General features: G+C 50.7%; 23 protein-coding genes and 1 riboswitch. Of the genes, 12 read left to right on the forward strand and 11 right to left on the reverse strand.

Going from position 1 to position 26,959, the window contains the following annotated elements:
- Positions 1-107: 107 nt before the first annotated feature.
- Positions 108-1,034 (reverse strand): LysR family transcriptional regulator, encoded by a 927-nt coding sequence (locus tag Y71_RS12905; protein ID WP_007372051.1) that lies wholly within the window; start codon positions 1,032-1,034, stop codon positions 108-110.
- Positions 1,035-1,189: 155 nt separating this feature from the next.
- Between Y71_RS12905 and Y71_RS12910 the strand changes: the two genes are divergently transcribed.
- The 11 genes from Y71_RS12910 (at position 1,190) to acnB (ending at position 13,062) form a co-directional block, all read left to right on the forward strand.
- A complete protein-coding gene (locus Y71_RS12910; RefSeq protein ID WP_035942264.1) occupies positions 1,190-2,278 on the forward strand; it encodes a 4-oxalomesaconate tautomerase in 1,089 nt (362 codons plus the stop codon).
- Positions 2,279-2,372: 94 nt separating this feature from the next.
- The gene (locus Y71_RS12915) at positions 2,373-3,617 is read left to right on the forward strand and encodes an MFS transporter (RefSeq protein ID WP_007372053.1); all 1,245 of its coding nucleotides are present in this window, start codon (positions 2,373-2,375) and stop codon (positions 3,615-3,617) included.
- A gap of 72 nt (positions 3,618-3,689) precedes the next feature.
- Positions 3,690-4,553, forward strand: a complete 864-nt coding sequence (locus Y71_RS12920) for a fumarylacetoacetate hydrolase family protein (protein WP_007372054.1) — start codon at positions 3,690-3,692, stop codon at positions 4,551-4,553.
- 59 nt (positions 4,554-4,612) lie between these two features.
- Positions 4,613-5,710, forward strand: a complete 1,098-nt coding sequence (citC, locus tag Y71_RS12925) for a [citrate (pro-3S)-lyase] ligase (RefSeq protein ID WP_007372055.1) — start codon at positions 4,613-4,615, stop codon at positions 5,708-5,710.
- Position 5,711: 1 nt separating this feature from the next.
- Positions 5,712-6,005 (forward strand): citrate lyase acyl carrier protein, encoded by a 294-nt coding sequence (gene citD / locus Y71_RS12930; protein ID WP_007372056.1) that lies wholly within the window; start codon positions 5,712-5,714, stop codon positions 6,003-6,005.
- On the forward strand, positions 6,002-6,877 hold the full coding sequence (gene citE / locus Y71_RS12935; protein ID WP_035885634.1) for a citrate (pro-3S)-lyase subunit beta: 876 nt from the start codon (positions 6,002-6,004) through the stop codon (positions 6,875-6,877). The genes citD and citE overlap by 4 nt, the downstream gene beginning before the upstream one ends.
- A gap of 17 nt (positions 6,878-6,894) precedes the next feature.
- Positions 6,895-8,415 carry a citrate lyase subunit alpha gene (gene citF / locus Y71_RS12940; protein WP_007372058.1) on the forward strand — a complete coding sequence of 507 codons (1,521 nt, stop codon included), beginning with the start codon at positions 6,895-6,897 and terminating at the stop codon, positions 8,413-8,415.
- Positions 8,415-8,960 carry a citrate lyase holo-[acyl-carrier protein] synthase gene (citX, locus tag Y71_RS12945; RefSeq protein ID WP_035942265.1) on the forward strand — a complete coding sequence of 182 codons (546 nt, stop codon included), beginning with the start codon at positions 8,415-8,417 and terminating at the stop codon, positions 8,958-8,960. Before citF ends, citX begins: the two co-directional genes overlap by 1 nt.
- Entirely contained in the window at positions 8,935-9,807 is an 873-nt protein-coding gene (citG, locus tag Y71_RS12950; RefSeq protein WP_007372060.1) for a triphosphoribosyl-dephospho-CoA synthase CitG, read from the forward strand. The genes citX and citG overlap by 26 nt, the downstream gene beginning before the upstream one ends.
- 34 nt (positions 9,808-9,841) lie before the next feature.
- Positions 9,842-10,405, forward strand: coding sequence for an RBBP9/YdeN family alpha/beta hydrolase (locus Y71_RS12955; RefSeq protein WP_035942266.1), 564 nt, complete (start codon positions 9,842-9,844; stop codon positions 10,403-10,405).
- Positions 10,406-10,467: 62 nt separating this feature from the next.
- Positions 10,468-13,062: a bifunctional aconitate hydratase 2/2-methylisocitrate dehydratase gene (acnB, locus tag Y71_RS12960; RefSeq protein WP_007372062.1), complete on the forward strand. Its 2,595-nt coding sequence runs from the start codon at positions 10,468-10,470 to the stop codon at positions 13,060-13,062.
- Positions 13,063-13,246: 184 nt separating this feature from the next.
- Here acnB and Y71_RS12965 read toward each other — a convergent pair whose 3' ends face one another.
- Positions 13,247-13,642 carry a RidA family protein gene (locus Y71_RS12965; RefSeq protein ID WP_007372063.1) on the reverse strand — a complete coding sequence of 132 codons (396 nt, stop codon included), beginning with the start codon at positions 13,640-13,642 and terminating at the stop codon, positions 13,247-13,249.
- Between the two features lie 120 nt (positions 13,643-13,762).
- On the opposite strand from Y71_RS12965, the gene Y71_RS12970 reads away from it, so the two are divergent.
- Positions 13,763-14,347, forward strand: coding sequence for a TetR/AcrR family transcriptional regulator (locus Y71_RS12970; RefSeq protein WP_007372064.1), 585 nt, complete (start codon positions 13,763-13,765; stop codon positions 14,345-14,347).
- Positions 14,348-14,488: 141 nt separating this feature from the next.
- Here the strand turns inward: Y71_RS12970 and Y71_RS12975 are convergent, their stop codons facing one another.
- The 9 genes from Y71_RS12975 to Y71_RS13015 form a co-directional block, all read right to left on the reverse strand.
- A complete protein-coding gene (locus tag Y71_RS12975) occupies positions 14,489-16,045 on the reverse strand; it encodes an EAL domain-containing protein (protein WP_007372066.1) in 1,557 nt (518 codons plus the stop codon).
- Positions 16,046-16,582: 537 nt separating this feature from the next.
- A complete protein-coding gene (uspF, locus tag Y71_RS12980; RefSeq protein ID WP_007372068.1) occupies positions 16,583-17,017 on the reverse strand; it encodes a universal stress protein UspF in 435 nt (144 codons plus the stop codon).
- Between the two features lie 268 nt (positions 17,018-17,285).
- Positions 17,286-18,575 (reverse strand): phosphopyruvate hydratase, encoded by a 1,290-nt coding sequence (eno, locus tag Y71_RS12985; protein ID WP_081120764.1) that lies wholly within the window; start codon positions 18,573-18,575, stop codon positions 17,286-17,288.
- Between the two features lie 16 nt (positions 18,576-18,591).
- Positions 18,592-19,017: an adenine nucleotide alpha hydrolase family protein gene (locus tag Y71_RS12990; protein ID WP_007372073.1), complete on the reverse strand. Its 426-nt coding sequence runs from the start codon at positions 19,015-19,017 to the stop codon at positions 18,592-18,594.
- Entirely contained in the window at positions 19,014-19,922 is a 909-nt protein-coding gene (locus Y71_RS12995; protein WP_007372658.1) for a DHHA2 domain-containing protein, read from the reverse strand. The genes Y71_RS12990 and Y71_RS12995 overlap by 4 nt, the downstream gene beginning before the upstream one ends.
- A gap of 77 nt (positions 19,923-19,999) precedes the next feature.
- A riboswitch (Fluoride riboswitch) is annotated at positions 20,000-20,068 on the reverse strand.
- A gap of 213 nt (positions 20,069-20,281) precedes the next feature.
- The gene (locus tag Y71_RS13000; RefSeq protein ID WP_007372075.1) at positions 20,282-21,895 is read right to left on the reverse strand and encodes a cyclic peptide export ABC transporter; all 1,614 of its coding nucleotides are present in this window, start codon (positions 21,893-21,895) and stop codon (positions 20,282-20,284) included.
- Positions 21,896-21,924: 29 nt separating this feature from the next.
- Positions 21,925-23,898, reverse strand: a complete 1,974-nt coding sequence (fhuB, locus tag Y71_RS13005; RefSeq protein ID WP_007372076.1) for a Fe(3+)-hydroxamate ABC transporter permease FhuB — start codon at positions 23,896-23,898, stop codon at positions 21,925-21,927.
- Positions 23,891-24,757 (reverse strand): iron-siderophore ABC transporter substrate-binding protein, encoded by an 867-nt coding sequence (locus Y71_RS13010; RefSeq protein WP_236946459.1) that lies wholly within the window; start codon positions 24,755-24,757, stop codon positions 23,891-23,893. The genes fhuB and Y71_RS13010 overlap by 8 nt, the downstream gene beginning before the upstream one ends.
- Positions 24,751-26,883, reverse strand: coding sequence for a TonB-dependent siderophore receptor (locus Y71_RS13015; protein ID WP_035885645.1), 2,133 nt, complete (start codon positions 26,881-26,883; stop codon positions 24,751-24,753). The genes Y71_RS13010 and Y71_RS13015 overlap by 7 nt, the downstream gene beginning before the upstream one ends.
- Between the last annotated feature and the right edge of the window lie 76 nt (positions 26,884-26,959).

The following is a 26,959-nucleotide window of genomic DNA, read 5'->3' on the forward strand; positions in this document are numbered from 1 at the left end:
GCCTCAACAAAGCTCAGCAAATTATTCTCATTAAGTGTATCGGCGTTTGATGAAAATAAGATGTCGCGTGAAAAAACGGTTTCGTCCATGTTGATTAATTGCTATGGCTAATTGTTAAATTTTCCAATCCAGGGGCTGGTGTTATCCTGGGACCATAGCTTCATCAACATTTCGCGAAATTTTTCCGCCGCAGGGCTCAAAGAATTTCCCCTTCTGACGACTAATCCAAGGGTTCTGCGGATAACCGGCTCAATAAGCGGCCGACTCACCAGAACATGATGCTCATCTGTCGGCATTGCCAGGCTGGGAACAACGGCCACACCTAAACCGGCCTCAACCATCCCAAGAGAGGTGGAAAGATGCCTTACCTCGTAAAACCAGTTTGGTCGCCAGTCAAATCCTTCCAGCGCCTGATCAATCAGCAGCCGGTTGCCACTCGATTTACGGACGCCAATCAGCCTGAGTCCGGCAAGATCTTCCCACATCACAAGTGATTTTTTTGCCAGTTCGTGGTCTCGTTTACAGGCGAGAACGAAAGGCTCATTGACCAGCGGGGTAAACTCAATATACGGGTGTGTGATATTTATCATATTTATTCCAAAATCTGCATCGCCGTTAAGCACAGCTTCGAGGCAGTCGTTGGCACTATGCTCAAGTATGCGGATGCGAATATTTGGGTAATGTTCGTTGTAATCACGAATAACGGCGGGCAAGAAATAGAAGGCAGCAGTGGGTAAACAGGATAGCGTAATCACGCCTGTCTGATGCGTCGCCATTTCTTTGATACTGAGTATCGAGCTTTCATAAAAATCTAAGAGATTCTTTGCCTTAGGCAGGAAGTCTCTTCCTACTGCGGTAAGTTTTACTCGCCGGGTCGAACGCTCAAATAACGTTGTGCCCAAACTTTCTTCAAGTTTTTTTATTCGTCTTGTTAATGCTGGCTGAGAGATGTGTAAAAACTGTGACGCTCTTGTAAAACATCCAATTTCTGCAATTTTAACAAAAGCTTGAACGCCCTGTAATTCATGCTGCATTTTTCAAACCTTCTGGTTGCCCTGTCATTTAGCCATCTTAGCCGAAGGCTGATTAATGTGTAAAACGCATCAATCCTTCGTTTTTTGACATTAGAGTTATTTATCCGCTTATGGGACGCTTACTACATCATTCAACATGTGGGAAGAGAAAACCTATGTTCAACATACCTTGCGTATTGATGCGTGGTGGCACGTCTAAGGGACCGGTTATTCTGGCGAGTGACTTACCCGTCGACGTTCAGGAGCGAGACGCGGTTCTGTTGTCTCTGATGGGGGCTGGCCATGAACTGGAAATTGATGGTATCGGTGGGGGGAGCCCACAAACCAGTAAAGTGGCGATTGTGAGCCCTTCGGATAGCCCCGATGCGGACATTGACTATCTTTTCGCGCAGGTCATGGTGAAAGAGCGGCGAGTGGATACAACGCCAAACTGTGGAAATATGTTATGTGCCGTTGGCCCCTTTGCCATTGAAAAGGGACTGGTTGCGCCTAAAAATCCGGTAACAACAGTACGTATCCGCAATCTCAACACGGGAACATTCGTTGATGCCGAAGTGCAGACACCTGATTACCGGGTGAGTTACGAGGGAGATACGCAGATTGATGGCGTGCCGGGTACTGCTGCTCCTGTCGGTTTGACGTTCCTGAATTCCGCAGGCTGCAAAACCGGTAAGTTGCTTCCGACCGGTAATATAACGGATGTGTTTGATGGTGTTGAAGTCACATGCATTGATATGGCAATGCCGATGATCTTAATCGATGCACATCAGATGGATAAAACCGGCAGTGAATCACCGGCTGATCTGGATTCTGATCTGGCGTTTATGCAACGTCTCGAAAAAATCCGTCTCAAAGCAGGTGAGGCGATGGGCTTTGGCGATGTAACCAACAAAGTTATTCCTAAACCCGTCCTTCTTAGCAAACCCACGGCAGGTGGTACGATCAAGGTTCGCTATTTCATGCCGCATAATTGCCATAAATCACTTGCTATTACTGGCTCTATTGGTATTTCTACTGCAACGATAATCGAAGGTTCCGTTGCGCAGAAAATCATTAGCGACCAACCCAAAGATGCATTTACCAATATTGTTAACATTGAGCATCCGAGCGGCAAGATCACAGTTTCTTTATTAAAGTGCGGAAATAAAATAGAAAATACCCGTGCTGCTGTAATCAGAACGACTCGTAAATTATTCGAGGGTAATGTTTGTGTTCCGGAAATCGCCTTAGCGGAAGTTATCTAAACGTTAGCCAGCCTTTGAAAATCTGAACGTATTAATACCTTTAGCCCGCAAGGGTTAAGAAACTCTGTACCAGAAATATAAAGTTGAGGATATTATGGCTATAACTAATGTTAAAAATAATTCAGGTGGAACTGGAGATGTTAAAGCAAGTCAATACATCCGTGTGATTTTTGCTTTAGCACTTTCAGGATTGGCTGAATTAGCTTCTTTATTTTTTATTCAGCCTTTGTTACCTGTACTTGCCGTTGAATATGACGTTCCTGTCCACCAGGTAAGTATTATTCTTTCGGCAGAAACTGCCTTGCTTGCGATTGGTTTATTGTTCACGGGTACGCTTTCCGATCACTATGGTCGTAAGCGTCTGATTATCGTCTCCTTACTGCTTGGCGGGCTTCTGACGGCTCTTTGTCCGTTGGTACAGTCCTGGGCCATGCTGGTGGCGTTGCGGGCAGTGATTGGGCTGGCATTGAGCGGCATTGCCGCGGCGGCAACAGCTTATATTAGCGAGGAAGTGGCGCCGGTCGTTGCAGGGGTGGTAACGGGCTACTTTGTCTTCGGAAACTCGATGGGCGGGATGTCTGGCCGTATCGTCGCCAGCCAGTTGATCGACCATATTTCCATCAACACCATCTTCTATGGTTTTGCAGCAAGCCTGATTATTGTTGCAGCACTGGTATTTTTCATTCTGCCAGCCTCTAAAAAATTCACACCTACGGAAAACCTGAATGTTTTCCGGGTGGTGAAAGGAGCCGCCTCACATTTTAAAAATAAAAAACTCGCCCTCGCTTTTGTCATTAGCTTCATCATTTTTGGTACCTTCACTTCTCTTTACAACTACCTGGCATTTTTCCTTAAGGGTGAACCGTTCCATATCTCTCCTGCGAACGCCGGGCTACTCTCATTCAGCTTTGCATTGAGCTTTTTCACTGCGCCGCAAGCTGGTCGTTTATCCGCTAAATATGGCAGCATGAATGTTCTTCGCGCGTTATTTGCCATCATGTCTTTGGGCATGTTACTGACATTAACCCCGAACGTAATCACGTTCATCATAGGCGCAGTCATCTTCACCGCATGCTTCTTCGGTTGCCACTCCATTGGCCTGAGCTGGGTGAGTAAAAACGCCACACATGCACGCGGGCAGGCAGTAGCTCTCTATTTATTCTTCTACTACATGGGCGGCTCAGTGATTGGCTTCTTCAATGGCTTTGTCTTCCACGCTACCGGCTGGGCTGGCATGACAGCATTTATTATTGCTTTGCTGGTGCTGGGCATGATTGTGGCGACACACCTTGCCTCAGGTACTAAGGCGAATCTTGTTCCAGCAGAAACTGCAAAGTAACCGTAATAATTACATCCCTCACGGCTAAAATTGGCGTGAGGGGGTAAAGCTAAATAGTCATTAGGTGTCATTATGAAACTTGCAAGTTATATCCATCACGGTCGTAAAAGTTACGGTATTTATACTGAAGCCGGTATTATCGATCTTGGTCAAAAAATTGGTCAGCAATATCCTACATTGAAAGATCTTCTGCAATGGGATGCTCTCGCTGTTGCAAAACAGTATGTTGATTATCCAGCGGATATTACTGATAAAGATATTACCTTTTTACCGGTTATTGAGGAGCCAGGGAAAATTTTCTGCGTGGGAATGAATTATGCAGAAAAAAGAAAGGAGTTCGCTGAAACGAACAATGCGCCGACATTATTTATTCGCTTCGCGGATTCTCAAACCGGGCATGCAAGACCGGTAATCAAACCGAATATTACTGAAGAATTTGATTACGAAGGCGAACTTGCCGTCATCATCGGAAAAGCGGGCGAAAATATTATTCGCAGTGATGCGCTGAGCCATGTCGCAGGATATAGCTGCTACATGGATGGCTCTGTTCGTGACTGGCAGCACGCATGGTTTACAGCGGGTAAGAACTGGCGTCAAACCGGCGCTTTTGGGCCCTATATGACGACTGTCGATGAAATCCCGGATCCGCACGCTTTATCCATTCAGACATATTTAAACGGTATGCTGGTTCAGAATGATTCAACAGCCAGTATGATTCATAAAGTTGCCGATCTGATTTCATATATCAGCACCTTCACTACGCTTAGCCCTGGCGATGTCATTATTACTGGCTCACCGGGTGGCGTCGGAAAAAAACGTAACCCACCTCTGTTCATGCACGAAGGGGATTGTGTTGAAGTGACAATCGAAAAATTGGGACGACTGACCAATACAATTGTTGAATCAACGGCGCAATCAAATCTGTTAGCCATTTAATTTACGCACAATAAATACACAACTCAGTGTCGATTAATATCAGGTCAGGAACCATTCAGATGTACGCCGAAAAAATGCCAGAATTCGATACTGTTGAAACGAGCAACGGTGTTCTCAAAGACGAGATTATCCGGTTTCTGCAAAGTAATGGATTAGGAATAGATGATGATGTCGAGCAGTTCGTTATTGCTCGTACAGGCAAAGAATTAATTGCCTGTGCTGGCCTCGCGGGCAATACCTTAAAGTGTATTGCCGTTCACATTGAATGGCGCGGAACATCCCTGGGGCTGCAGTTGATCCGTGAAGCTGAATATCTGGCAAACCAAAATGGCGATCATCATCTGTTCCTTTTAACCTGTCCTGATAATGTCAAATCTTTCCGTGGATGCGGCTTCTATCCTTTAGCCACCCTTGAGAATAAAGCGACGTTGATGGAAAACACCCCGGTTGGCATCCATCGTTACTGCAAGAAACTGCGTGCCGATTATTTCATCCCGGCAGACAACATTGGTGGAATCGTGATGAATGCGAATCCGTTCACGTTAGGCCATCAATTTCTTATTGAGCAAGCTTCCCGGGCCTGTCACTGGCTGCATGTTTTTGTTGTAGAGGAGAATTTGTCTCAATTCTCCTTTAATGACCGTATTGCAATGGTACGCGATGGCGTGAAACATCTCGCCAATGTAACGGTACACCCTGGTTCCAGATACATTATTTCTCGCGGCACGTTTCCCGGCTATTTCTTAAAAGAAAAACAGGTGGTTAATGATGTGTATTCCGCAATCGATTTGATTATTTTTCGGCGTTACATTGCGCCTTCTCTGGGGATTACACATCGTTTCGTCGGCACTGAGCCATATTGTAAAGTTACTGCCCAATATAACCAGGCAATGCACCACTGGCTTGAAGATGAATTTGTCATTCCATCTAATGCTATTACGGTTCATGAAATAGATCGAAAAACTGATGCAAATAATTATCCCATATCCGCATCGGCCGTTCGTTCCCTCTTGAATAAAAACAAACTGTCAGTTGCAAGAAATATGGTACCAGAAAGCACTATGCCTTATTTACATAACTGGCTGAGAGCAAATCACCATGACTTGCCGGAACCCCATCTGGCAGGGAATCTCATGAGTATTAGCGTAGGACATTAAAATGAAAATTGTACAGGCAGCTCTGGCGGGTACGCTGGAATCGAGCGATCTAATGGTTAAAGTTAGCCCTTCGGACGCCGGGCTGGATATTGTTATTAACAGCGAAGTAATGAAGCAATTTGGCGAGCAAATTACTCAAGTAGTCAAAGAGACGTTAACGGCATTTAACGTCACTCATGGGCAAATTATTGTGGATGACAAAGGTGCGCTTGATTGTGTTATTCGCTCCCGCATGCAAGTTGCCATTATGCGAGGAACATGCAGCGATGAAATTAACTGGGAGAAATTACAATGAAAAAATTACGTCGTAGCATGCTTTTCTTACCAGGCTCAAGTGCTGCCATGTTATCTACTGCTTTTATTTATAAACCCGATTCGATCATGTTCGATCTTGAAGATGCGGTTTCTTTGAGGGAGAAGGACAGTGCGCGTATTTTGGTTTTCAATGCGCTCCAGCACCCCATGTATAAAGGTATTGAAACGGTTGTACGGATTAACCCTCTGAATACACCCTTTGGATTGAAAGATCTTGAGGCGGCTGTGCGTGCCGGGGTCGATGTCATTCGACTCCCTAAAACGGATACGCCGGAAGATATTCACCAGCTTGAACGTGAAATTGTACGTATTGAGGAAAGCTGTGGCCGTAAAGTCGGTTCCACGCAGCTGATGGCGGCTATTGAGTCTGCTGTTGGCGTCATCAATGCTGTTGCAATTGCCCGCTCTTCAGATCGGCTGATGGGCATTGCATTAGCCGCATTTGACTACGTAATGGACATGCAAACAGAGCGCGGGGATGGTACTGAACTGTTCTATGCGCGTTGTGCGGTTTTACATGCGGCGCGTGCGGCTGGTATCGATGCTTTTGACGTTGTCTATGGCGATGTTAACGATGAAGAAGGCTTCTTAAAAGAAGTCGATTTAATTCGCCGCATGGGCTTCAACGGTAAATCTTTAATTAATCCCCGGCAAATTGAGCTGCTTCACAATGCCTATGCACCAACCCAGGAAGAGGTTGATTACGCGGAACGCGTAATTACTGCTGCCGAAGAAGGTGAGCGTAGTGGACTGGGGGTGATTTCTCTGAATGGCAAAATGATTGACGCGCCAATAATCAATCACGCCAGAGTTGTTCTTGAGAGAAGAAAAGCATCAGGCATCCGCCACTAATTTACAGGATAATAAAGATGAGCAAATTAATCGAAGCTTTGCAAGAGCAGGTCGGGCGTTCAAAAGAATATGTCGCATTTACTCATGCCAATGCAGCAACGCCTTATCTTGCAGATGCTAAACAAAAATATAAACGTAAGCTTTGTGAAAGTCTGGATGAAATTTTAGACCGTTGTGAACTCCATGATGGTATGACTATTTCATTTCATCATGCCTTCCGTGAAGGTGATAAAGTTATCAATCTTGTGGTAGATAAACTTGCCTCATTGGGTCTGAAAGGTATTACTCTGGCATCCAGTTCATTAATGACCTGTAATGCTCCTTTAATTAATCATCTTCGTAATGGGGTGATTACGAAAATTTATACCTCCGGTATGCGTGGAGAGTTAGCTGATGCTATTTCTCATGGCCTGATGGAGGAACCGGTACAAATTCATTCGCATGGTGGTCGTGTTAATCTCATTCAGAACGGTGAAATTAATATTGATGTCGCCTTCCTGGCTGTCTCCTGTTCCGATGAATATGGCAATGCCAGTGGTAGTGGTGGTAAGTCACGCTGTGGCTCTCTGGGCTATGCCATGGTTGATGCTACATACGCGAAACGTGTTGTACTGCTGACCGAATCCATTGAACCTTTCCCTTATATGCCTGCGAGCATTGTTCAGGATCAGGTCGATTACATTGTTAAAATTGACAGTGTTGGTGACCCTGCAAAAATCAGCGTCGGCGCCGCCCGCGTAACCAGTAATCCTCGTGAGTTAATGATCGCGCGTTCAGCGGCTGATGTGGTTGAGCATTCGGGTTACTTCGAACAGGGATTCTCAATCCAGACAGGTTCAGGCGCGGCTTCAACGGCATGTACGCGTTTTTTAGAATCGCGCATGAAAAATAAAAACATTACTGCGAGTTTCGCATTGGGTGGTATCACCGGCAGTATTGTCGATCTTCATGAGAAAGGGTTGATCGCAAAACTGCTGGATACCCAGAGTTTTGATAGCGCTGCCGCAGCCTCTTTAGCCAGAAACCCAAACCATGTTGAAATCTCAACCAACGTTTACGCTAACCCGGCATCGAAAGCGGCATGCTGCGATCGGGTCGATATTGTGATTTTAAGCGCCCTTGAAATTGATACAAATTTCAACGTTAACGTGCTGACGGGATCGGATGGTGTGATGCGCGGTGCTTCCGGCGGTCACTGTGATGTTGCTGCTGCAGCGAACCTGACAGTGGTTGTTGCGCCGCTGATCCGCAGCCGAATTCCGACCGTTGTGAAGCACGTTACAACATGCGTTACACCGGGTGAAAGCATTGATGTATTGGTCACCGATCACGGTATTGCGGTAAACCCTTCACGTCCTGAAATTTATCAGCGACTGGTGGATAAAGGGTTACCTGTCGTGAGCATTGAGGATTTATATCAGCGTGCGCTGGAAATCTCCGGTCATCCAAAAGCCATCGAATTTACGTCCAAAATTGTGGGCGTTGTTCGTTACCGCGATGGAAGCGTCATTGACGTTGTGCGGCAGGTTAAAGAGTAATGGACACTATGGCAGGCGTATCGTGCACACCCATTTCTTTGGATCAGTTACTGGCAGCCAGAGAAGCTCGTTCGTACCAGCAACAACTCTGGTTGACCCGTTGGGGACAAACCCTGATTTCTACGACCCTGGTCTGGCCAGGTGAGGTAAAAGATACGCCTGAATCAAGGGCTGTCATGGCGGCAGCAAATGAAGCGCTCACTGCGCTGATCGCCACCAATGGCTGGGAAATCATCAGGCACGACGCTCGCCAGTTTGTTACCGGGCCAGAGTCATTCTGGTCCGTCAGCGCACCCGCATCACAGGTAAAGAAGGCCACAATACGTCTGGAAGAGAGTCATCCACTGGGAAGGTTGTGGGATATCGATGTGTTTTGCCCGGATACCGGTTTATTGAGCCGCAAATCTGTCGGTGAAAACAAAAGACGCTGTTTCATCTGTGATGAGCCGGCACATGTCTGTTCACGAATGCGGCGACATTCGCTCCACGCTTTACAAGCAGTTATGGGGGATATGATTGATGACTATTTCTGCCATCAGAAATGAACCGTTCACTCATGAACTTAACATTGCGGAGCTGGCTGCGGAGGGGATGTACCGCGAAGTCATTCTGACACCGAAACCAGGGCTGGTAGACCGTCATAATAATGGGTCGCATATCGACATGGATTTCAACCTGTTCATGTCCAGTATTGCAGCAATTGCCCCCTGGTTCGCATTGTTTGTTGCAAAAGGGCGACAAACAGCTAAGCAAGAGTCCAGGCAGACGCTCCTGGCCATCCGACCTGTAGGGCTTGCCTGTGAGCAGGCAATGTTCAGAGCGACGGGGGGGATCAACACCCACAAAGGGGGAATTTTTTCGCTGGGCCTGTTTTGTTCTGCTGCCGGGCGGCTGAAAGGTAAGGGCGAAGCTATCAATCGCGGAGCGCTTTGCCGGGAAGTTAGCCTGATCTGCGCCGGTATGGTGAGCCGGGAGTTGAAACACAATGGCGATGCGAAAACCAAAGGTGAACAACTGTTTCGCGATTATGGCTTTACCGGAGCGCGTGGGGAGGCTGAAAGTGGCTTTGCGACGGTAAGGATTCATGGATTACCCGTATGGGAAAACGCCATTAACGCGGGTTATTCGCCCGAGGAGTCTTTACTGCGGGTTTTGCTTTCATTAATTGCTCACAATCCGGATACCAATATCCTCGCGCGTGGGGGCCTCAAAGGGTTGCGCTATGCACAGCGATATGCGGCCAGAATCCTGCGCATTAAACGCTTCACCGGCAACAGGTTCAGGCAGGCGCTTTTAAATATGGACAAAGCGTTCATTGCCCGAAATTTAAGTCCGGGAGGAAGTGCGGATCTGCTGGCCGTCACCTGGCTGCTGGCGAATTTTCCGGCCTGAAAGGCTGGAAAACTAAGGACTGATGGAATTTACCATGACAATACCGCGTCTGTTAAAGCTGGATGATTCTTTCACCACGATTCTTGTTCCGGGATTAAGAGATAGCGACGATTACCACTGGCAAACCTGCTGGGCGCGTCGTTTACCTCGCTGGAAAAGAATAAGCCAACGAAACTGGTTGCAGCCGGATATTGAAAATTGGGGCGCAGCGATTCGCAGAGAATTAGCCACCTGTACTTTGCCCGTTATTTTGATTGGGCATAGTTTTGGCGCGCTTGCATCCTGGTACCAGATCCAGAGCAGAGCGGTAAATGTTGCCGGGATTGTTATGGTTGCGCCTGCTGAACCTTCACATTTTGAACTTGAAGAAGTTGTCACCGCGTCGAAGTTAAAAATACCCGGAATGGTCTTTGCCAGTCACAATGACCCGCTTATGTCATTCAATCGCGCTGTATTTTGGTCTGACAGTTGGGGATGCGAGTTGATAGATGTCGGCGATGCTGGTCATATTAATTCTGAATCCGGATTTGGCGAGTGGGAATATGGACTTGAAAAAGTATCAGAATTTGGAGAGATGCTATTAAAAACAGACAAATGAATTTTTTAATGTAGATGACACCCTGACACATTTTCAATCTCCTGTTATAAGGTCGAAATCCTATGTTTGAAGCATATAAAATACATGTCGCTGAACGGGCAAAAAATGGCATACCAGCAAAACCGCTCACCGCTCAGCAGACCAGCGAATTAATTACTCTCCTCGAAAATGAACAGTGTGAGGAACGAGAATGTTTAATTAATCTGTTAATTAATCAGGTTTCTCCTGGTGTTGATGCCGCTGCGAAAGTCAAAGCGGAATTTCTTGATAAAATCATTAAGGAAAAAACAAATCAATACGGCATTACTCCCAACAACGCTATAAATATTCTTGGCACTATGCAGGGTGGATACAATATTCAACCTCTTATTGATTCGTTAGATGACGACGAGTTAGCTCCTTTAGCGGCCATTAAACTGAGCCACACAATTCTTATTTTTGAAAAATTTAAAGATATCGAGCAGAAAGCCGGTAATGGAAATGCTCATGCCAAAGCGATTATTGAATCATGGGCCAATGCCGAGTGGTTTACCGAACGCGCCGGGCTTGATGAAAAAATAACCCTGACCGTATTTAAAGTCCCCGGTGAAACGAATACGGATGATCTTTCTCCGGCGCCTGAGGCGTGGTCACGCCCGGATATTCCCCTGCATGCGCTCTCAATGCTGAGTTCTGTAAGGGAAGGGGTGAATCCTGACCAGCCGGGACAATGCGGCCCGATATCTCAGATACAAGCATTAAAAAACCAGCAGTATCCTCTCGCTTACGTCGGGGATGTGGTGGGGACCGGTTCTTCACGAAAATCTGCGACGAACTCAATCCTGTGGCATATCGGCAAGGATATCCCTTTCGTGCCGAACAAACGCAGCGGGGGTTTTGTCTTCGGAGGGAAAATTGCGCCTATCTTTTTCAATACCCTGGAGGATTCCGGTGCATTTCCCATTGAGCTGGATGTCTCTGGTTTATCAACGGGGATGCTGATCGATCTTTATCCGTACAAAGGCGAGATCCGCAACCATCGCGATCAAACGCTGATTGCCTCATTTCACCTGAAAACTGAAGTTTTGCTGGATGAAGTACAGGCAGGTGGCCGCATTCCGTTGATCATTGGCCGTAGCTTAACAGCAAGAGCCAGGGAGTCTCTGGGGCTGCAAACAACGTCCATTTTCAGAAAACCAAAGGCGCCTGAACCTTCTTCTGCAGGGTTTACACTGGCGCAAAAAATGGTTGGCAGAGCGTGCGGGGTTGAAGGTATTCGCCCTGGTCAATATTGTGAACCTAAAATCACCACGGTGGGTTCGCAGGATACGACCGGCGGGATGACGCGCGATGAACTGACGGATCTTGCATGCTTAGGGTTTTCTGCCGATCTGGTCATGCAGTCGTTTTGCCACACATCCGCGTATCCAAAACCTGTCGACGTTAATTTGCATAAGACGCTGCCTCAGTTCATTACCAGCAGAAAAGGCGTTGCACTGAAACCGGGCGATGGAATTATCCATTCATGGCTTAACCGCATGCTCATCCCTGACACAGTGGGGACGGGGGCTGATTCACATACGCGCTTTCCATTAGGGATCTCATTCCCTGGCGGTTCCGGACTGGTTGCTTTTGCGGCGGCCACTGGAATTATGCCTCTCGATATGCCTGAATCTGTGCTGGTCCGCTTTAAGGGTGAAATGCAAAAAGGGATCACTCTGCGCGATTTAGTGCATGCGATTCCTTACTACGCCATTAAGCAAGGGTTGTTAACGACGGAGAAGAAAAACAAGCGCAATATTTTCTCCGGCCGTATCCTGGAAATCGAAGGTTTGCAAATGCTAAAAGCCGAGCAGGCCTTTGAACTGGCCGATGCCTCCGCTGAGCGCTCTGCTGCTGCCTGTGTGTTACGTCTCGAAGAAGAGAACGTTACGGAGTATTTGCGTTCCAATGCCACTTTGCTGCGCTGGATGATTGACCAGGGTTATCAGCATGCGCCAACGCTTGAAAAGCGCATTGCAGAGATCGAAGCCTGGCTGGCGAATCCGTCATTACTGAGTGCAGATGAAAATGCTGAGTACGCGGCAATCATTGAAATCGATCTGGCTGAAATTACGGAGCCGATTGTTTGTGCGCCAAATGACCCTGACGATGCCCGTTTACTGTCCGACGTTGCCCGCACGCCAGTAGAGGAGGTTTTCATTGGCTCCTGCATGACAAATATTGGTCACTTCCGGGCCGCCGGGAAACTGCTGGCAGAGTCCAAAGAGATTCCTGCCCGGCTGTGGATTGCTCCGCCAACCAAAATGGATGCACAGCAGCTTTCCAGCGAAGGGTATTTTAATAAGCTCATCCGCTCCGGAGCGCGAATTGAGCCGGCTGGCTGCTCACTTTGCATGGGCAATCAGGCCCGGGTTAAAGAAGGGAGCAGCGTTGTTTCCACATCAACCCGTAACTTTCCGCACCGTCTTGGTACCGATGCAAAAGTCTTCCTGGCATCAGCTGAGCTCAGTGCGATTGCCGCAATGCTTGGCAAAATGCCAACCGTTGAACAGTATCTCTGGCATATGGACAGGATCAATGACACCCGGGAAGATACTTATCGTTACTTAAATTTCCATCAGTTGGCTGAGTATCAAACAGCGGGAAATGAACGCATTGATGTCGTAACGATTTAAGCTTCACGGTTCTTGTTGCTGGCCTGATAGCCTGGTGTGACTGATCTTAATCGGCGTAAATCTTCAGCCGATTAAGATCAGAGTGACAACGTCGGGTTGGTGTCGGCATTGCCCGGCCATGCGCGCGAAGCATGAACGACACCAATACCGGCATCAAGCGGCGGCAATATGCGCGTTCCTGTTTTTATCGGGCAGGAATTCGGGCAATGACCTTAATTTCAAAATCGAATCCTGCAAGCCAGGTAACGCCTACGGCAGTCCAGTTTGGATAGGGTGGCTGCGGGAAGATCGCCTGTTTTATCTGCATAATTGTTGGAAACTGGTTTTGCGGATCGGTATGAAAGGTCGTGACATCAATCAGATCGTCAAACGTACAACCTGCGGCAGCAAGCGTCGCTTGCAGATTATCGAATGCCCGTTGCACCTGAGCGGCAAAATCTGGCTCCGGCGTACCGTCGGCGCGGCTACCGACCTGGCCGGAAACAAACAACAAATCTCCGGAACGGATGGCGGCTGAATAACCATGTTCTTCATAAAGCGCATGACGGTTAGCCGGGAAAATGGGTTCACGCTGGATCATAGGGTTTCCTTTTTTCAGTGAATGTTAAAAACGAGAAGCAGGGTGCTGACAAATCGTTTAATATACGCGGCGTATGTTAAATTAATATCACATACGCCGCGTATGTCAAAAGGAGATCGCATGATCAAGCGTCGTAGCGAAACGATGGAAGAGAACCGGGGCAGGTTGATTAGTGCAGCGCGAAAGGCGTTTGCAGAAAAAGGCTATGCCGCCGCATCAATGGATGAGTTAACGGCCAGCGTAGGCCTGACGCGCGGCGCGCTCTATCACAATTTTGGTGATAAAAAGGGGTTGCTTGCCGCGGTTGTTGCGCAGGTGGATGGTGAAATGGCACAACGCGCAAAAGCGGTTGCGGCCACTGCCAACGATGAGTGGGAGAGGTTACTGGCCGAAGGGATTGCCTACATCAAAATGGCTCTCGACCCGGAAGTGCAGCGTATTGTTTTACTGGATGGTCCGGCTTTTCTCGGCGACCCGGCGCAGTGGCCAAGCCAGAATAGCTGCCTGGAATCCACCCGCCAGGCGGTGTTGAATATGATTGATCGTGGTATTCTTAAGTCGGTGGATGCCGATGCCGCTGCGCGCATGTTAAATGGTGCGGCAATGAATGCCGCGCTGTCGATTGCGGCCTGCGACGATCCGCAAAAAGCGCTTCCTAACTATATTGAGGTATTTACGCTCCTGGCGAGCGGCTTACGTAATTAACCGACAGGGCTGAGCCGAATGCACCGTTCTGATTGTCGCATCGGCCAGCTCCGTAATTTATATCTGTCAGTGATTGCGCCAGCCGGTCAGATCCAGGTCATAAGTAAAATCTGTGCCGGTGTGGTTAACGGATGTTCACCATTAACCCGCGAGGACGGCACGTAGTTCGCTTAAAGGAACAGCTTTTGCGAAATACCATCCCTGAGCACAGCTCTCAGGTACATTTTCCCTGAGGAACTGATACTGCATTTCAGTTTCCACTCCTTCGAAGACCACTATTTTAGGAATGTTTTTAAACATTTCTATCAAACCAGGAAGAATATGTTTATTGATGGATTCAGTCCCTATCGAATCAGTTAATGATTTATCAATTTTAATTTCATCAACGTCAAGTAATGAAAGCCAGTTCAGATTCGAATAACCGGTTCCGAAATCGTCAAGTGCAAACATGATACCGGTACCCTTAAAAAAATCCATCGCTTGCTTGATATCATCGGTTCCGGAGCTTTGTCTTTCCGTAATTTCAAGAATAATAGACTTGCCTGCAACGTTTTCTTTTTTTAACGTGCTCAGCAGTTTTTCACGAAATTCCGCAGAGCAGATATCAGCACAACTCACGTTGATGCTTAAAGTGATATCGTTGTTCAGCAATATTGGCGCACACTCCCTGATGGCATGCTCAACCACATACTGGCTAATCTTGGCTATTAAGCCATTTCTTTCCGCAAGCGGAATAAATATATCAGGGCCAATATATCCTATCTGAGGATCTGTCCAGCGTAAAAGTGCCTCTACTCCGGTTATATTCCGGTCTTTAACTTTGTATATGGGTTGATAGACGAAATGTAATTCCCGATTCAGAATTGCATTTTCCAGCCGGGAAAGTAATGATTGCTTATGTGATAAGCCATTAACATACAGCGTGCCAATCAAAGACCCGATAATAAAGGACAGGCTAAATAAAAACGCCAGGACATAAATATTGTTTTTGAAGAAGAGAGAGTGTGAGGTTCCGGTAATAACACAAATATCATTCACCCTGTTGCAGGAGTGTTCAGTAAAGTACAACAAAGAATGAGCTTTATTATGCTCTACCGATTCCAGTAATTGCGTGTTTTTGCCAATCATGAAAAAATGATTTTCGTGGTTAAAATCACCTATGACAGCATCAAAATCCATTTTATTGGCTTCCTCCCAGAAACGCTTGAAGGCAAAGGGAGAAACCGTTATGGCGAAGTTATTGGTGTAAAGAACATCTGCGGTAATGTTCTCTTCTATCAATGCGTCAAATACCCAGGTATAACTACCCCGATTAACCTTATTTCTGAATATATTTAAAGAAACAGGTGAATTCAGTTTTCCCCAGAGGGCTGAACAGATAATTTTCTCATCATCAACATAGGCGATATCCTTAATCAGAGGGTAGGGCCAGAGCTGTTTTCGCAGCGCATTCAGGTACTGGCTACTGCATGGCTCATAGACTGCGAACTCCTGTCGAAGTCCATCAATCAGTTTTACCTGCTCGATCAGGCTGTCACTGCGTGCCAGAATTGAATCAGCATAATCTTCCATTTTTTCATGGATATAGTAATAATAAACCCCTTGTCCTGTGCCGTACAGAACGCCGAATGTTAAGACTATTGAAAGCGTGTAGATACTGATCCGGTGGTGGATAATTTTCAGTATTTGCATTGGCATTATTGACAGCATCCCCCTGTCGTTATGGTTATCCGGCGTGAACGCTTTGCATAATATTGACCATACTCCTGCCATCGCATTGTGACATGAGAGGTAAACAACAGTTTTCGTGATTATCGGCCGTACGGTTCTGGACTTTATCAGTAATGTATACCCATTCCCTCATTCGGCGATACCTGTGACCCTTACCCCGAGTCATAATCAGGAATAACCGGCTTCAGTCTGGCTAAATATTCTGGCAATTCCCTGACTTTTCGGGAAATTTTGACAGGGTCATCCAACCCCGTGAAAAGGGGGAGTCTCTGGTCAGAGTGTATGCAGCCAGGCAACGATCTTGCGCAGCATTGCAACCATACGACAGTTAGAAATTACAGCTGTGTTATCAAAGCCTGGCTGTGTGGAAAACCGAAAATATCACATACGCCACCGGGTTCTTTCCGTTAACTGTGCCCGGTTCCTCTGGTCTTGTCGCGCCTCAGGAGAAAGCATGAAACTCCTGTCTTCTCCGGGGGCCTTTTCCTGGCCCGCCGGAACATGTTACCGAACGACCAGAACAGGGCATCTGGCGTGTCTCACCACTGCTGCAGCGTTTGAACCCAACAGATAGGTAGAGATATCCGGTCGATGGGAGGCAATGATGATTAAATCCGCATTAATCGAATCGGCAAGCTTGAGGATTTGATCCTTTGGTGATCCGGTTGCAACATGGGTCTGGATCTTTTCGGATGGCAATTTGAATTGCTTAGCAAGCTCATCCAGTTTTGATAATGCAGCATGCTGTATTTCTTTCATTTTCGGCATTTCAATCGAATAGGCCAGACCCAACGTTGAATAATACGGTAACGAAGGTATAACCGTGAGAAAATGCACTCTGGCGGTATTCATCACAGCGTGCGCCTGAACAAAGGGAATGACCTGGTGGGTCAGCTCTGTTTCAGAGATATCGATGGGAACCAGAATAGAATTGTACACTTTAGACCTCCTGTATTATTTTGTTTAGTTGAGAATAGTCTCTTTACAATTAAAAAATGTGTACCTGCAGCCAAATTTTGATTCCATTTCACTCCTTATCGAAGATGAAACATACCGTGGGAAGGTACATCAAAATCAGAAGGATTCATTCGGACAGTAATAAAGTCGGAGTCAGTTTCATTATCATGCTTGTTCAGGTGAATATAACCTGAAGGGTGTATGCCGGTTTTCACCGGCATACACACGGCAGATGCCATGATGATTTCGGTCAGGCACGGCGAACAAAAGCTTTGATGCCTGCATATCGGGCTTCATTGCCCAGTTCCTGCTCAATGCGCATAAGCTGATTGTATTTTTCAATACGTTCGCCGCGGCATGGCGCGCCGGTTTTCAGATGCCCCGCCCGCAATGCCACCGTCATGTCGGCGATAAACGTGTCCATGGTTTCACCGCTGCGGTGCGAAATAAAAGCGCCCCATCCGTGTTCATGACACAGTGAAACCGCGTCGAACGTCTCGCTCAACGTACCAATCTGGTTGAGTTTGATGAGCGCCGCGCTGGCCAGGTTTTCTTCAATACCCCGGCGGATATACTTCACATTCGTTACGAAAAGGTCGTCACCGACCAGTTCGGCGCGTCCGCCAAGTTTCTCATGCAGATGTTTCCAGCCAGCCCAGTCATCCTCGGCGAGCCCGTCTTCAAGCAGGACAATGGGGAAGTGGCTCATCAGTTCACCATAATAATCCGTCATCTCTTCAGCGCTCAGGGCGCTGTTTTCGGTGCGAAGGTGATATTTCCCGTCACGGTAAAATTCGCTGGATGCCGGGTCCATACAGATACTGATATCTTCCCCCGGTCGGTAACCGGCTTTCTCAATGGCCTGAACAATGAATTCCAGCGGCTCACGGTTCGAGGAGACGGCCGGAGCAAATCCCCCTTCATCGCCCACCGCAGCGGAGAGGTTCCGGGACAGCAGGATCTGGCGCAGAGTCTGATAGACCTCGTTGCCCTGACGAACGGCCTCTGCCAGCGTTGAAGCACCGTGCGGTGCTATCATGAATTCCTGAAAATCGGCTCCCTGACCACGGGCATGAACGCCACCGTTAATAATATTCATACACGGAACGGGCAAAAGGCTGGCATTGAGTCCGCCGAGATAGCGGTAAAGTGGCTGACGGGTGACCTGAGCGGCCAGTCTGGCCACCGCCAGCGAAACACCCAGAATGGCATTGGCACCAAGTCGGCTTTTGTTCTCCGTACCGTCCAGTTCCCGCATCAGATTATCCAGTCGCCGCTGCTCCCGCACATCGGTTCCCCTGACGGCGTCGCAAATTTCTGTCTCCACGGCCTTAACGGCATCACGGACTCCTTTCCCGCCGAAACGCCCGGGATCACCATCGCGGCGTTCAGTTGCCTCTCTTGAGCCGGTACTGGCCCCGGACGGTACCGATGCACGTGCCATCTGACCATCTGAAGTAAAAGCGTCCACCTCAACCGTGGGATTACCGCGAGAGTCGAGAATTTCGCGGGCCGTGACTTTTTCAAGTAGAAAATTCATACAGTTCTCCTGTAGCTCAGTCGTGAATGTGTTTAATCAGAACGTCTACGTTCAGGTGGTTAACGTATTCAGCCGAACGGGACGTCAGTGCTCCCATAAAACGGTTCCGGTGGCCTGCAATCACCAGGTCCACACCGGTGTCGGTAATGCATTTCTGTACATCTTCAAAACGCCGCATGGTGACCAGCTCTCGCGCGTCAACGTGCTCCGCCACAGAGGACGTCAGCTCACTGAACAACGCCTTCGCCTGAACAACGTCTTTTGATACGGCATCGTCCATCAGGCCGTCCGATATGTAGTTCATCTCCCGATAGTCATTACAGATATGAGCAAGTGTGATGTTCATTTGCAGCAGGCGGGACAGAGTTGCCGCCAGTGCGAGCAGGGGGACGCCATCCTCTTTCCCCTGAACAAGAACAAGTGCATGTGTGTAGATTTTCATGGCTGTCTCCGGCTTTGATTGAGGAAGTGTTCCAGCCAGGGCAGAAGCTGTTTCTTCCGGCTGACCATGTCCGGCACGGAGCAGGGCGCCGCGTTGCCACTCTCCGGCCCGGCGAAATACAGTGTTGAAAAGTATTCACGGATATCAGTCACCATCAGCACGATAAGTCCGGCTCCGGTTGTCACCGCCATCTGCGCCATCGCATTTTGCAGTTCATCCAGTACGGGAGTGACCTGGCCTGGTGAACTCACCTCCAGTTGTGCGATACGCACATCCGTGCCGGCGAGCGAAAAGGTCTTAAGGTCTTTATGCAGAAGCTGTTCTGTGGACTGTCCGGTGATATCGGTTTTGGCTGCCAATAGCCCGCGGGCAAACGCCTTACGTTTTACTCCCGACAGAACGCAGAGTTCAGTGGCTGTACGGATATCGTCTTCCGTCGTGGTGGGTGAGCGCAGATTAACGGTGTCGCTGAGCAGCGCGCCAAGAAGCAGGATGGCGTGAGTCGGGGGCATTGTGCGGCGCATTTCTGCATCCATCAGCAGCCAGAGTACTGTTGCGCTGCTGCCTGCCGGTTTTATCCAGACCTCCGGCGGCAGTTGCGTGACCAGACCGCCAAGCCGGTGATGGTCGATAATCCCGATGATATTGCTCTGGAGGAGATCAGCAGGCCCCTGTGCCGGTTCGGTAAAATCGACCAGCCATACCGGTTCACCTTTCAGTGGAATATCAAGCAGGGGCGGCAGGGAGAGCCCGGCAGCTTCAAAAATATAGCGTGTCTCAGGATTCGCTTCACCGGGCCGCCAGGCACGGGCAGGACGATTACACCGGTTGAGCCAGCCCGCCGTCACGGCTGCGGTGCAGACAGCGTCGCTGTCAGGGTTAAGATGACCAAAAACATTAATCAAAGATGTATCCCCGTTAAGGGAAGTACACAGGCCGGAAGGATTTATCGACGGCCTGACATACCTCCTGAAAATCAAGAGTCATATCAGGCGTCATCAGCCCCGGACGGGGCGGTTGGGAAAGGTGGAACGCCATCACCTTGCAGGCAGTATAGGTCAGAAGAACAAAGCTGTCAGCCACCATTTCGGCTGGTTAATACTTAATTGCCACGGGTTCAACAGACGGCTCAAATGTCACGCTGGGCTGATTTCAGTGCATCCCTGCAATTGTCGGGCGCGGCGCCATGTAATGTCAGGCTGCCGCCCCGGCTGTTTGATGACTGGTGGCCGTGACATTGCTCTGCAAAAGCTGAGCGGCCTTCTCACGCTACCAGAGGCGAGTGTTCGACAATCTTACCCGACTCCAGCTTAATGAGCCGATCCGCCAGATGGAAATAGCGATCGTCATGAGTAATGGCGATCACGGTTTTCCCCTCCGCTTTCAGCATTGGCAGCAACTCGAGATAGAAAACGGCCTTAAACTCCGGATCCTGGTCGGCAGCCCATTCATCGAACAGATAGATCGGGCGGTTCTCCAGCCAGCTCTGCAACAGGGCCAGTCTTTTACGCTGCCCCTGAGAGAGTGCGACGGTAGAGAAGCGCCCGTTGTTAAAGCTGACTTTATGCTTAAGTTTGAGCAGGTTAAGAAGATGCTCAACCTGTGACTGCGTCCGATCGGTGACGAACACAACATCATCAAAGAGAAAGAAATCGCTGAAAATCACTGAAAAGTGCTGACGCCAGTGCTGGAGATCGTCTGCCGCGACAGGGTTGCCATTCAGCCATAGCTGGCCGCTGTCAGCGGGGAAGATCCCCACCAGCAAGTTTGCCAGCGTGGTTTTACCGCTACCGTTGCCGCCAACGATAAAGACACGCTCCCCGGGCGTAAAGGTCAGGCTCAACGGGCCGAGGGAAAAACGTTCCCCATCTTCACCCTGATACTGGTAGTGAATATTCTCCAGTGCCAGAGAGGTAAATGGTTCTGCCGCGTACGTTTTCGGGGAAATTTCCGGGCTTAATCCGGTGGTAAGTTGCTGGACCCGCTGCATTGCGATCCGGGCACCTGCGATGGCAGGCAGAGCAGAGAGGATGCCTTCCACCGGAACCACCATATACAGGAAGACCATGATATAGCCAGTCAACGTTCGGGTATCCAGTGCCAGCATGTCGCGCAGCCCGAAGAGTACGACTCCGATAAAGGCAAAAAACAGAATACTGCCCCAACTGCTGGCCAGACCGTACAGTGCGTACCCCCGGGTGCGCTCCCGGCATACGGCTTCAATGGTATGGGACAACTCACTGCCAACAAACTGCTGGCGGCGCATGGTATTGAGCCTGAACTCCCGTGCGCCATCGAACAATTTTTTACACTGCTGAATCAGCGTATCTTCCCGTTGACGCGACGTGCGCAACAGCCCCATTGCCGGGCCCTGAGCCGCACGATAGCCGAAACTTCCCAGCAGGATGGCAACGATAGCCAGCAACAGAACGCTCGGCGACAGGCTGCCAAGGTAGATGAGGCAGCCAGCGATCACTGCACCATAGATACAAAGGTTAGGCAGGCTAACAAAAAAGACTACCAGCGTATCGAGATCCTGCGTCAATGCCGATAACGCTTTCGCCATTCCGGCTTTTTCCAGCTGCAGCCAACTGGTTTCACTGATGTTCCGGACCAGTTGTTTACGCAGTCGGGCTTTCACCTTTTGGCCCAGCGACATAAATGTCGTTTGAGAGATAACCCGGCTGGCCAGCATCAGCAGGGTCAGCAGGGCGAAGTCGACACCGGGGCTGAACCAGGCGGCGGACAGAGGCTGGTTAAGGCTGTGGTTAATCATTGCCAGCAGCGTAGCATTACAAAAACCGCTGATCAGCCCAGCGATCGTGGCGAGGATAAGCCAGCCTCGAACCATCCTGAAGACCATTATCAATACCGACATCTGTATTCCTTTCACTTTATGCACATTCTTTATTCAGCCTGCCGGGATACTTTGCCCCGCAGCAGTGGCCATATCAGCAACGGGACACCAATCAGCGAGGCGACCAGCCCTACAGGCAACTGACGTGGATAGAGGCCATTGCGCCCAATCCAGTCAGCAAACGTCATGATGGTGGCGGCCAGCAGGGCTGCGGCATACAGCTGCGAGAGCGGCGTTTTGGCACCGAGCCTGCGCGCCAGATGTGGGCCCAACAGGCCAATGAACGATACCGGTCCCACCAGTAATGTCGCCAGTCCGGTCATTACGGCGGCCAGGCTCAATACAGCAACCCGCGCCAGCGGCAAAGAGACACCGAGCGAACCGGCAATACTGCCCATTGGCAACAGCAGCAGCCAGCGGCGAAATAGCGGAACCACGGCCAGTAATAGCAGCGTTGAGGCAAAGAGGATCTCTGCCAGCGGCGCGCTGATGTAGTAGGTGCTGCCGGTCATGAGCGGCAGCAACATGGCGCTTGCCGTGAGATTATTGAGCATCACCAGGCTGACGGTGGCCTGACACAAGGCATTCAGCGCCAGTCCATTGAGCAAGACTCGCTGCGGGTTAAACGCTCCGCGACGGCTATTCCACAGCGTCAGCAGCAGACTGAGCGTTGCCCCACTCAGGCTGCTCAGCAGCAGCCCGCCGCTGCTGGCGGGGAAAAGCACAACCCATGCCATGACGCCCATGGCGGCACCGCCTCCAATACCCAGTACCTCCGGGCTGGCCAACGGATTACCGCTGACCCGCTGCATCAGTACGCCAGCGCCAGCTAACAGTGCACCAGCGCTGAGCGCCGCCAGCAGTCTCGGCACCCGCAGCGGCAGCAGATGGGCGAGTTCGTCCGGGCTGGCCCAACTCCACTGCTGCAGGCCGTGGCCCGTATAGAGCGACACCACCACCGCCAGCAGGAAAAGGGTGCCGGACACCCAGAACAATGCGGCGCCGGCGGTTACTGGAGCCGCGGGTTCCGGCGCAGTTACTGGAGACGTTCCCGATCTGGAGAAGCGCGCCAGCAACATCAGCAGCGGGCCGCCCGTCACCGCCGTGAGCATACCGACGGGCAGTAGCTGGCCATTCGCCAGCGAGACCCGCGCGACACACTGATCGGTAAACCACAGCAACCCGGCCCCCATAAGTGCCGTATGTAGCAGCATCTGGCGTGATGTTCGCGCGCCGCCGAAGCGGGCCAGATGGGGCGCTGCCAGGCCGAGAAAGCCGATCACGCCAACAGCATTGATGGTGAAGGCGCTCATGACCAGCGCCAGCAGAACCGCCATACTCCGTATGCGCAGCGCTGAGGCGCCAAGGCTATTGACCATCGTTTCCGGCAGTTGCAGTAGCGTTAGCGGCCGGAGCATCAGAAGCAGAACGGCAAAAGCGGCGGTCAGGGGGAGCAAAAGATCGCGCAGCGGCTGGCTACTCTCAACCGCCAGCGAGCCACCGCCCCACATTAATACCTGCAGCAGAAAGCGATCGTTGATGATGGCGATAAGCAGGGTGAGCGCTCCGCACCACAGGTTAATCATCATCCCCGCCTGTACCATCACCAGAGGAGACAGACGCTGCCGCCAGCTCAGCAGTATGACGGCCAGCAACGCCGCAAGCTCGCCGGTTATCGCCAGGGCAGGGCGGGCACTGGCGAGCAGTGCCGGAAACCACAGCGAAGCGAGCCCCATTGCCAGTGTGGCACCCGCTGTCATACCGAGGGTGATGGGTTCCGCCAGCGGGTTACGTAAGGCGCGCTGCATCAGCCAGCCACAAACGCCCAGTGTAGCGCCTGTAAGCAGCGCCATTCCCTGCCGGGGGAACCACATGCTGCGCAAAATAATGGCCGATGAAGAGGGGGACGTTGTCCCGAAGAGCGCACTGAATCCGCCCTGGCGGTGGAGTTCTGACAGGGCCATCAGCGCGGCAGTGAGCCACAGCAACAAAATCAGCGCCCAGCCACGGCGAGTATTACTCATTACACCACGCCTCTATTCTGTCATTCAGGAGCGTCGCGAAGCGCCCGGCCGTGATCAGTGCGCCAGTATCGCTGAACTGCGTGTTCAGCAGATTCAGGTTTTGCGGACGCGTCAGAGGCAACTGCTGCCACAGGGGACTCTGACGCCAACGTTGCATCGCGTCGCGCTGCTCTTCTGGCACAAACAGCAGTAGTTTGGCAGGCGTATCGGCTATGCGGGTCAGCTCGACCAGTACGCTTCCTTCTGCCCCCGGACTGCCGCGCCAGGCATTGCGCAACCCGCAGGCGCTCAGCACGTTGCCGGGCAGGCTGTCGACGGTGCAGAGCCGCAAATGCAGTGTGTCAACGGCACTGCCGAGAAAGACCGGCAGCTTCACCTCGCGCCCCTGCCGCGCGATGCGATTGAGCGTTTGCTGCAACTGTTCAATCAGGGTGGAGGCCTGCTGTTGGCGATCAAATTTTGCGCCAAGCTCCCGGGTAGCGGTGATAAATCCCGCCAGGGTATGCGTCGGGAGCGTGAGCGTGGGGGCGATCTTTTCCAGCGTGGGTTTCAGCAATGCGTGCTGCGGCGTTATGACGATCATATCCGGTCTGAGCGCCCACAGCGTCTCCAGGTTTGGCTGAAAGAGCAGCCCAAGATCCACGACGTCCTCCGGCAATGGGGGCGCCGGGATCAGCTTGCGGTACCACGCCGGTGCGGCAACCGCCGTCGGCGTGATGCCCAGAGCCAGCAGCATCTCCGTCAATCCCCAGTCCAGCACCGCCAGCCTCGGCGGTGTTGAGGATCTCCCCGCCCAACTCATGAGCGGGGTGAGCAACGAGGCCCGCAGCAGCTTTCGCCGGGATAACATCGTTACCATGCGTAGCTCACCGTCGCGACGTACTGACGTTTAAGCGCGTATTCGCAGCCGAGGTTATTGCATGAAGCGATATAGGTTTTGTTGCCGATATTGTCCGCGTTGAGCGCCAACTGCCACTGGCGCCACTGATAGGCGACCCGGGCGTCGTAGACAGTAGCCGCCGGGACTTTCAGGGTGTTGCTGGTATTCGCATAACTGGTGCCCATATAGCGCACTCCTCCGCCAACCGAGAAGCCATCAAGCGCCCCGTTAAAGGCGTACTGGCTCCACAGTTTCGCCGTATTGCGGGATACCCCCACCGGGTGTTTGCCCTGAGTTCCGTCATTAGCGCTGCGGACCGTCTGGCTAATCAGGTTCCAGGAGCCCAGAACCGTCCAGGCCGGAGTAATATTGATGCGACCATCCAACTCAAGCCCCTGGGAACGTACCTCTCCGGTCTGGATGCTAAAGCCCGGATGGTCCGTGTCGGTGGTGGCCATGTTGGTTTCGCGCAGATTGTAGAGGGCAACGGTGAACAGCGCATCCAGTCCCACAGGATCGTATTTCAGGCCGATCTCACTCTGTTTCCCGCGGGTCGGTTTAAACGGATGACCGTTGTAATCATTGCTGCTGCTGGGAACGAATGAGGTGGAGTAGCTGATATAGGGGGCAAGCCCATTATCAAAGTGGTAGAGCAGACCGGCGCGTCCGGTAGTGACATAGTCATTGCGCTCCGTACGGCTGTCGCTTAGCAGATCGATATTTTTGGTTTTGGCATCGTCATAGCGGCCAGCAAGACTCAGGATCCAGTTATTCAGCTCCATCTGATCCTGCAGATATAAACCGGTCTGGTCGAGAGTATTGTGCGTACTGCTGGTATAAGGCGTGTCGTCTACCGCTGTGTTGTAGTCCGGATCCAGATAGTTGATGGAGCCGGCGTCACCGTACCCCGAGCGGCTGCGCACTGAGGTATGTATCCGATCGATACCGGCCAGCAGGGTGTGCTGCACCGGCCCGCTCTGCAGATGAAACTCCGCCTGGTTATCCATCGCGAAGTTAGACATCGTCTCTTTGATGTTCATTGTGGCGCGATCGACCAGCGGCGCATCCGCGCGAATGCCCAGGGGATAAACCATCCGATAGCGACCGGTACTGCTGAGATAACGCACATTCTGCCGGAAGGTGACAATATCGTTGAAATCGTGGCGGAACTGGTAGCCCACGCTACCCTGCTCGCGTTGATACTTATCGTAGCCGGGTTGACCAATGTAGGTGCCCGTGGAGATTTTACCGAACGGATTGTGCGTCAACGTGCCGGAGGTGGGCATCTGGTTGTAGAAGCCGCTGTCCGGATCTTTACGCAACTGAGACAGGAGCGTCAGCGAGGTTTGCGCATCCGGCTGCCAGGTGAAGGAAGGCGCGATGTCATAGTGTTGATAGCGGGTATGCGCCACCTGGGTTTCGGTGTCGAAGAAAGTTCCGGCGACGCGGCCGAGCAACGTTTGAGAATCATTGAGTGCGCCGGTTGTGTCGAAACCCGTGCCAAACTGATTGTGATTGCCGCTGCTGACGTAAATCTGGCCCGCTGGCGTGGCCTGCGGCGTTTTGCTCACCATGTTAACGATGCCGCCGGGATTCGCCTGACCGTACAGCACGGACGAGGGACCTTTTACCACCTCAATGCGTGACAGCAGGAACGGATCCCAGGCGGGACGGCTCCACCAGGCTTCTCTGGGCAGGCGCAGGCCATCGAGATATTCATCCGCTTCGAAACCGCGCACGATGATCGTGTCAAAGCGTGTATCAGCACCTGAGTTCTCCGAAGTAACGCCAGAGACATAGCGCAGCGCTTGCGGAATATTTCTGGCGGCGTGCGTAGCAATCTCAGCCTGAGTCACGACGGAAATACTTTGCGAAGTACGGCTGATGGGCTGACTGGATTTGGTGGCTGCTGCGGCATTATGTGCCACCAGCGTACTCTCATCCTCTTCGCCCTGAGAGGCGGCGGCACTGACCACCAGCGTCTCTTCTTTTGTGTTACTCTTCCCGAGGTCTGCAGTAAAAGCATGCCCGCTGTATCCTGCAATGATGCTTAACACCATCACTTTCAATGAGTTATCCCTAAATAAATGACCTGTGTGTTTCATAGCACTTCCGCTTGTTATTAGAATTGAATGGAAATGATAATTATTCAACTTCAAAAGAGAAGCGGAAGCATGGCAG

Origin of the sequence: Kosakonia radicincitans DSM 16656, assembly GCF_000280495.2 — a bacterium.
In the GTDB taxonomy this organism is placed as follows: domain Bacteria; phylum Pseudomonadota; class Gammaproteobacteria; order Enterobacterales; family Enterobacteriaceae; genus Kosakonia; species Kosakonia radicincitans.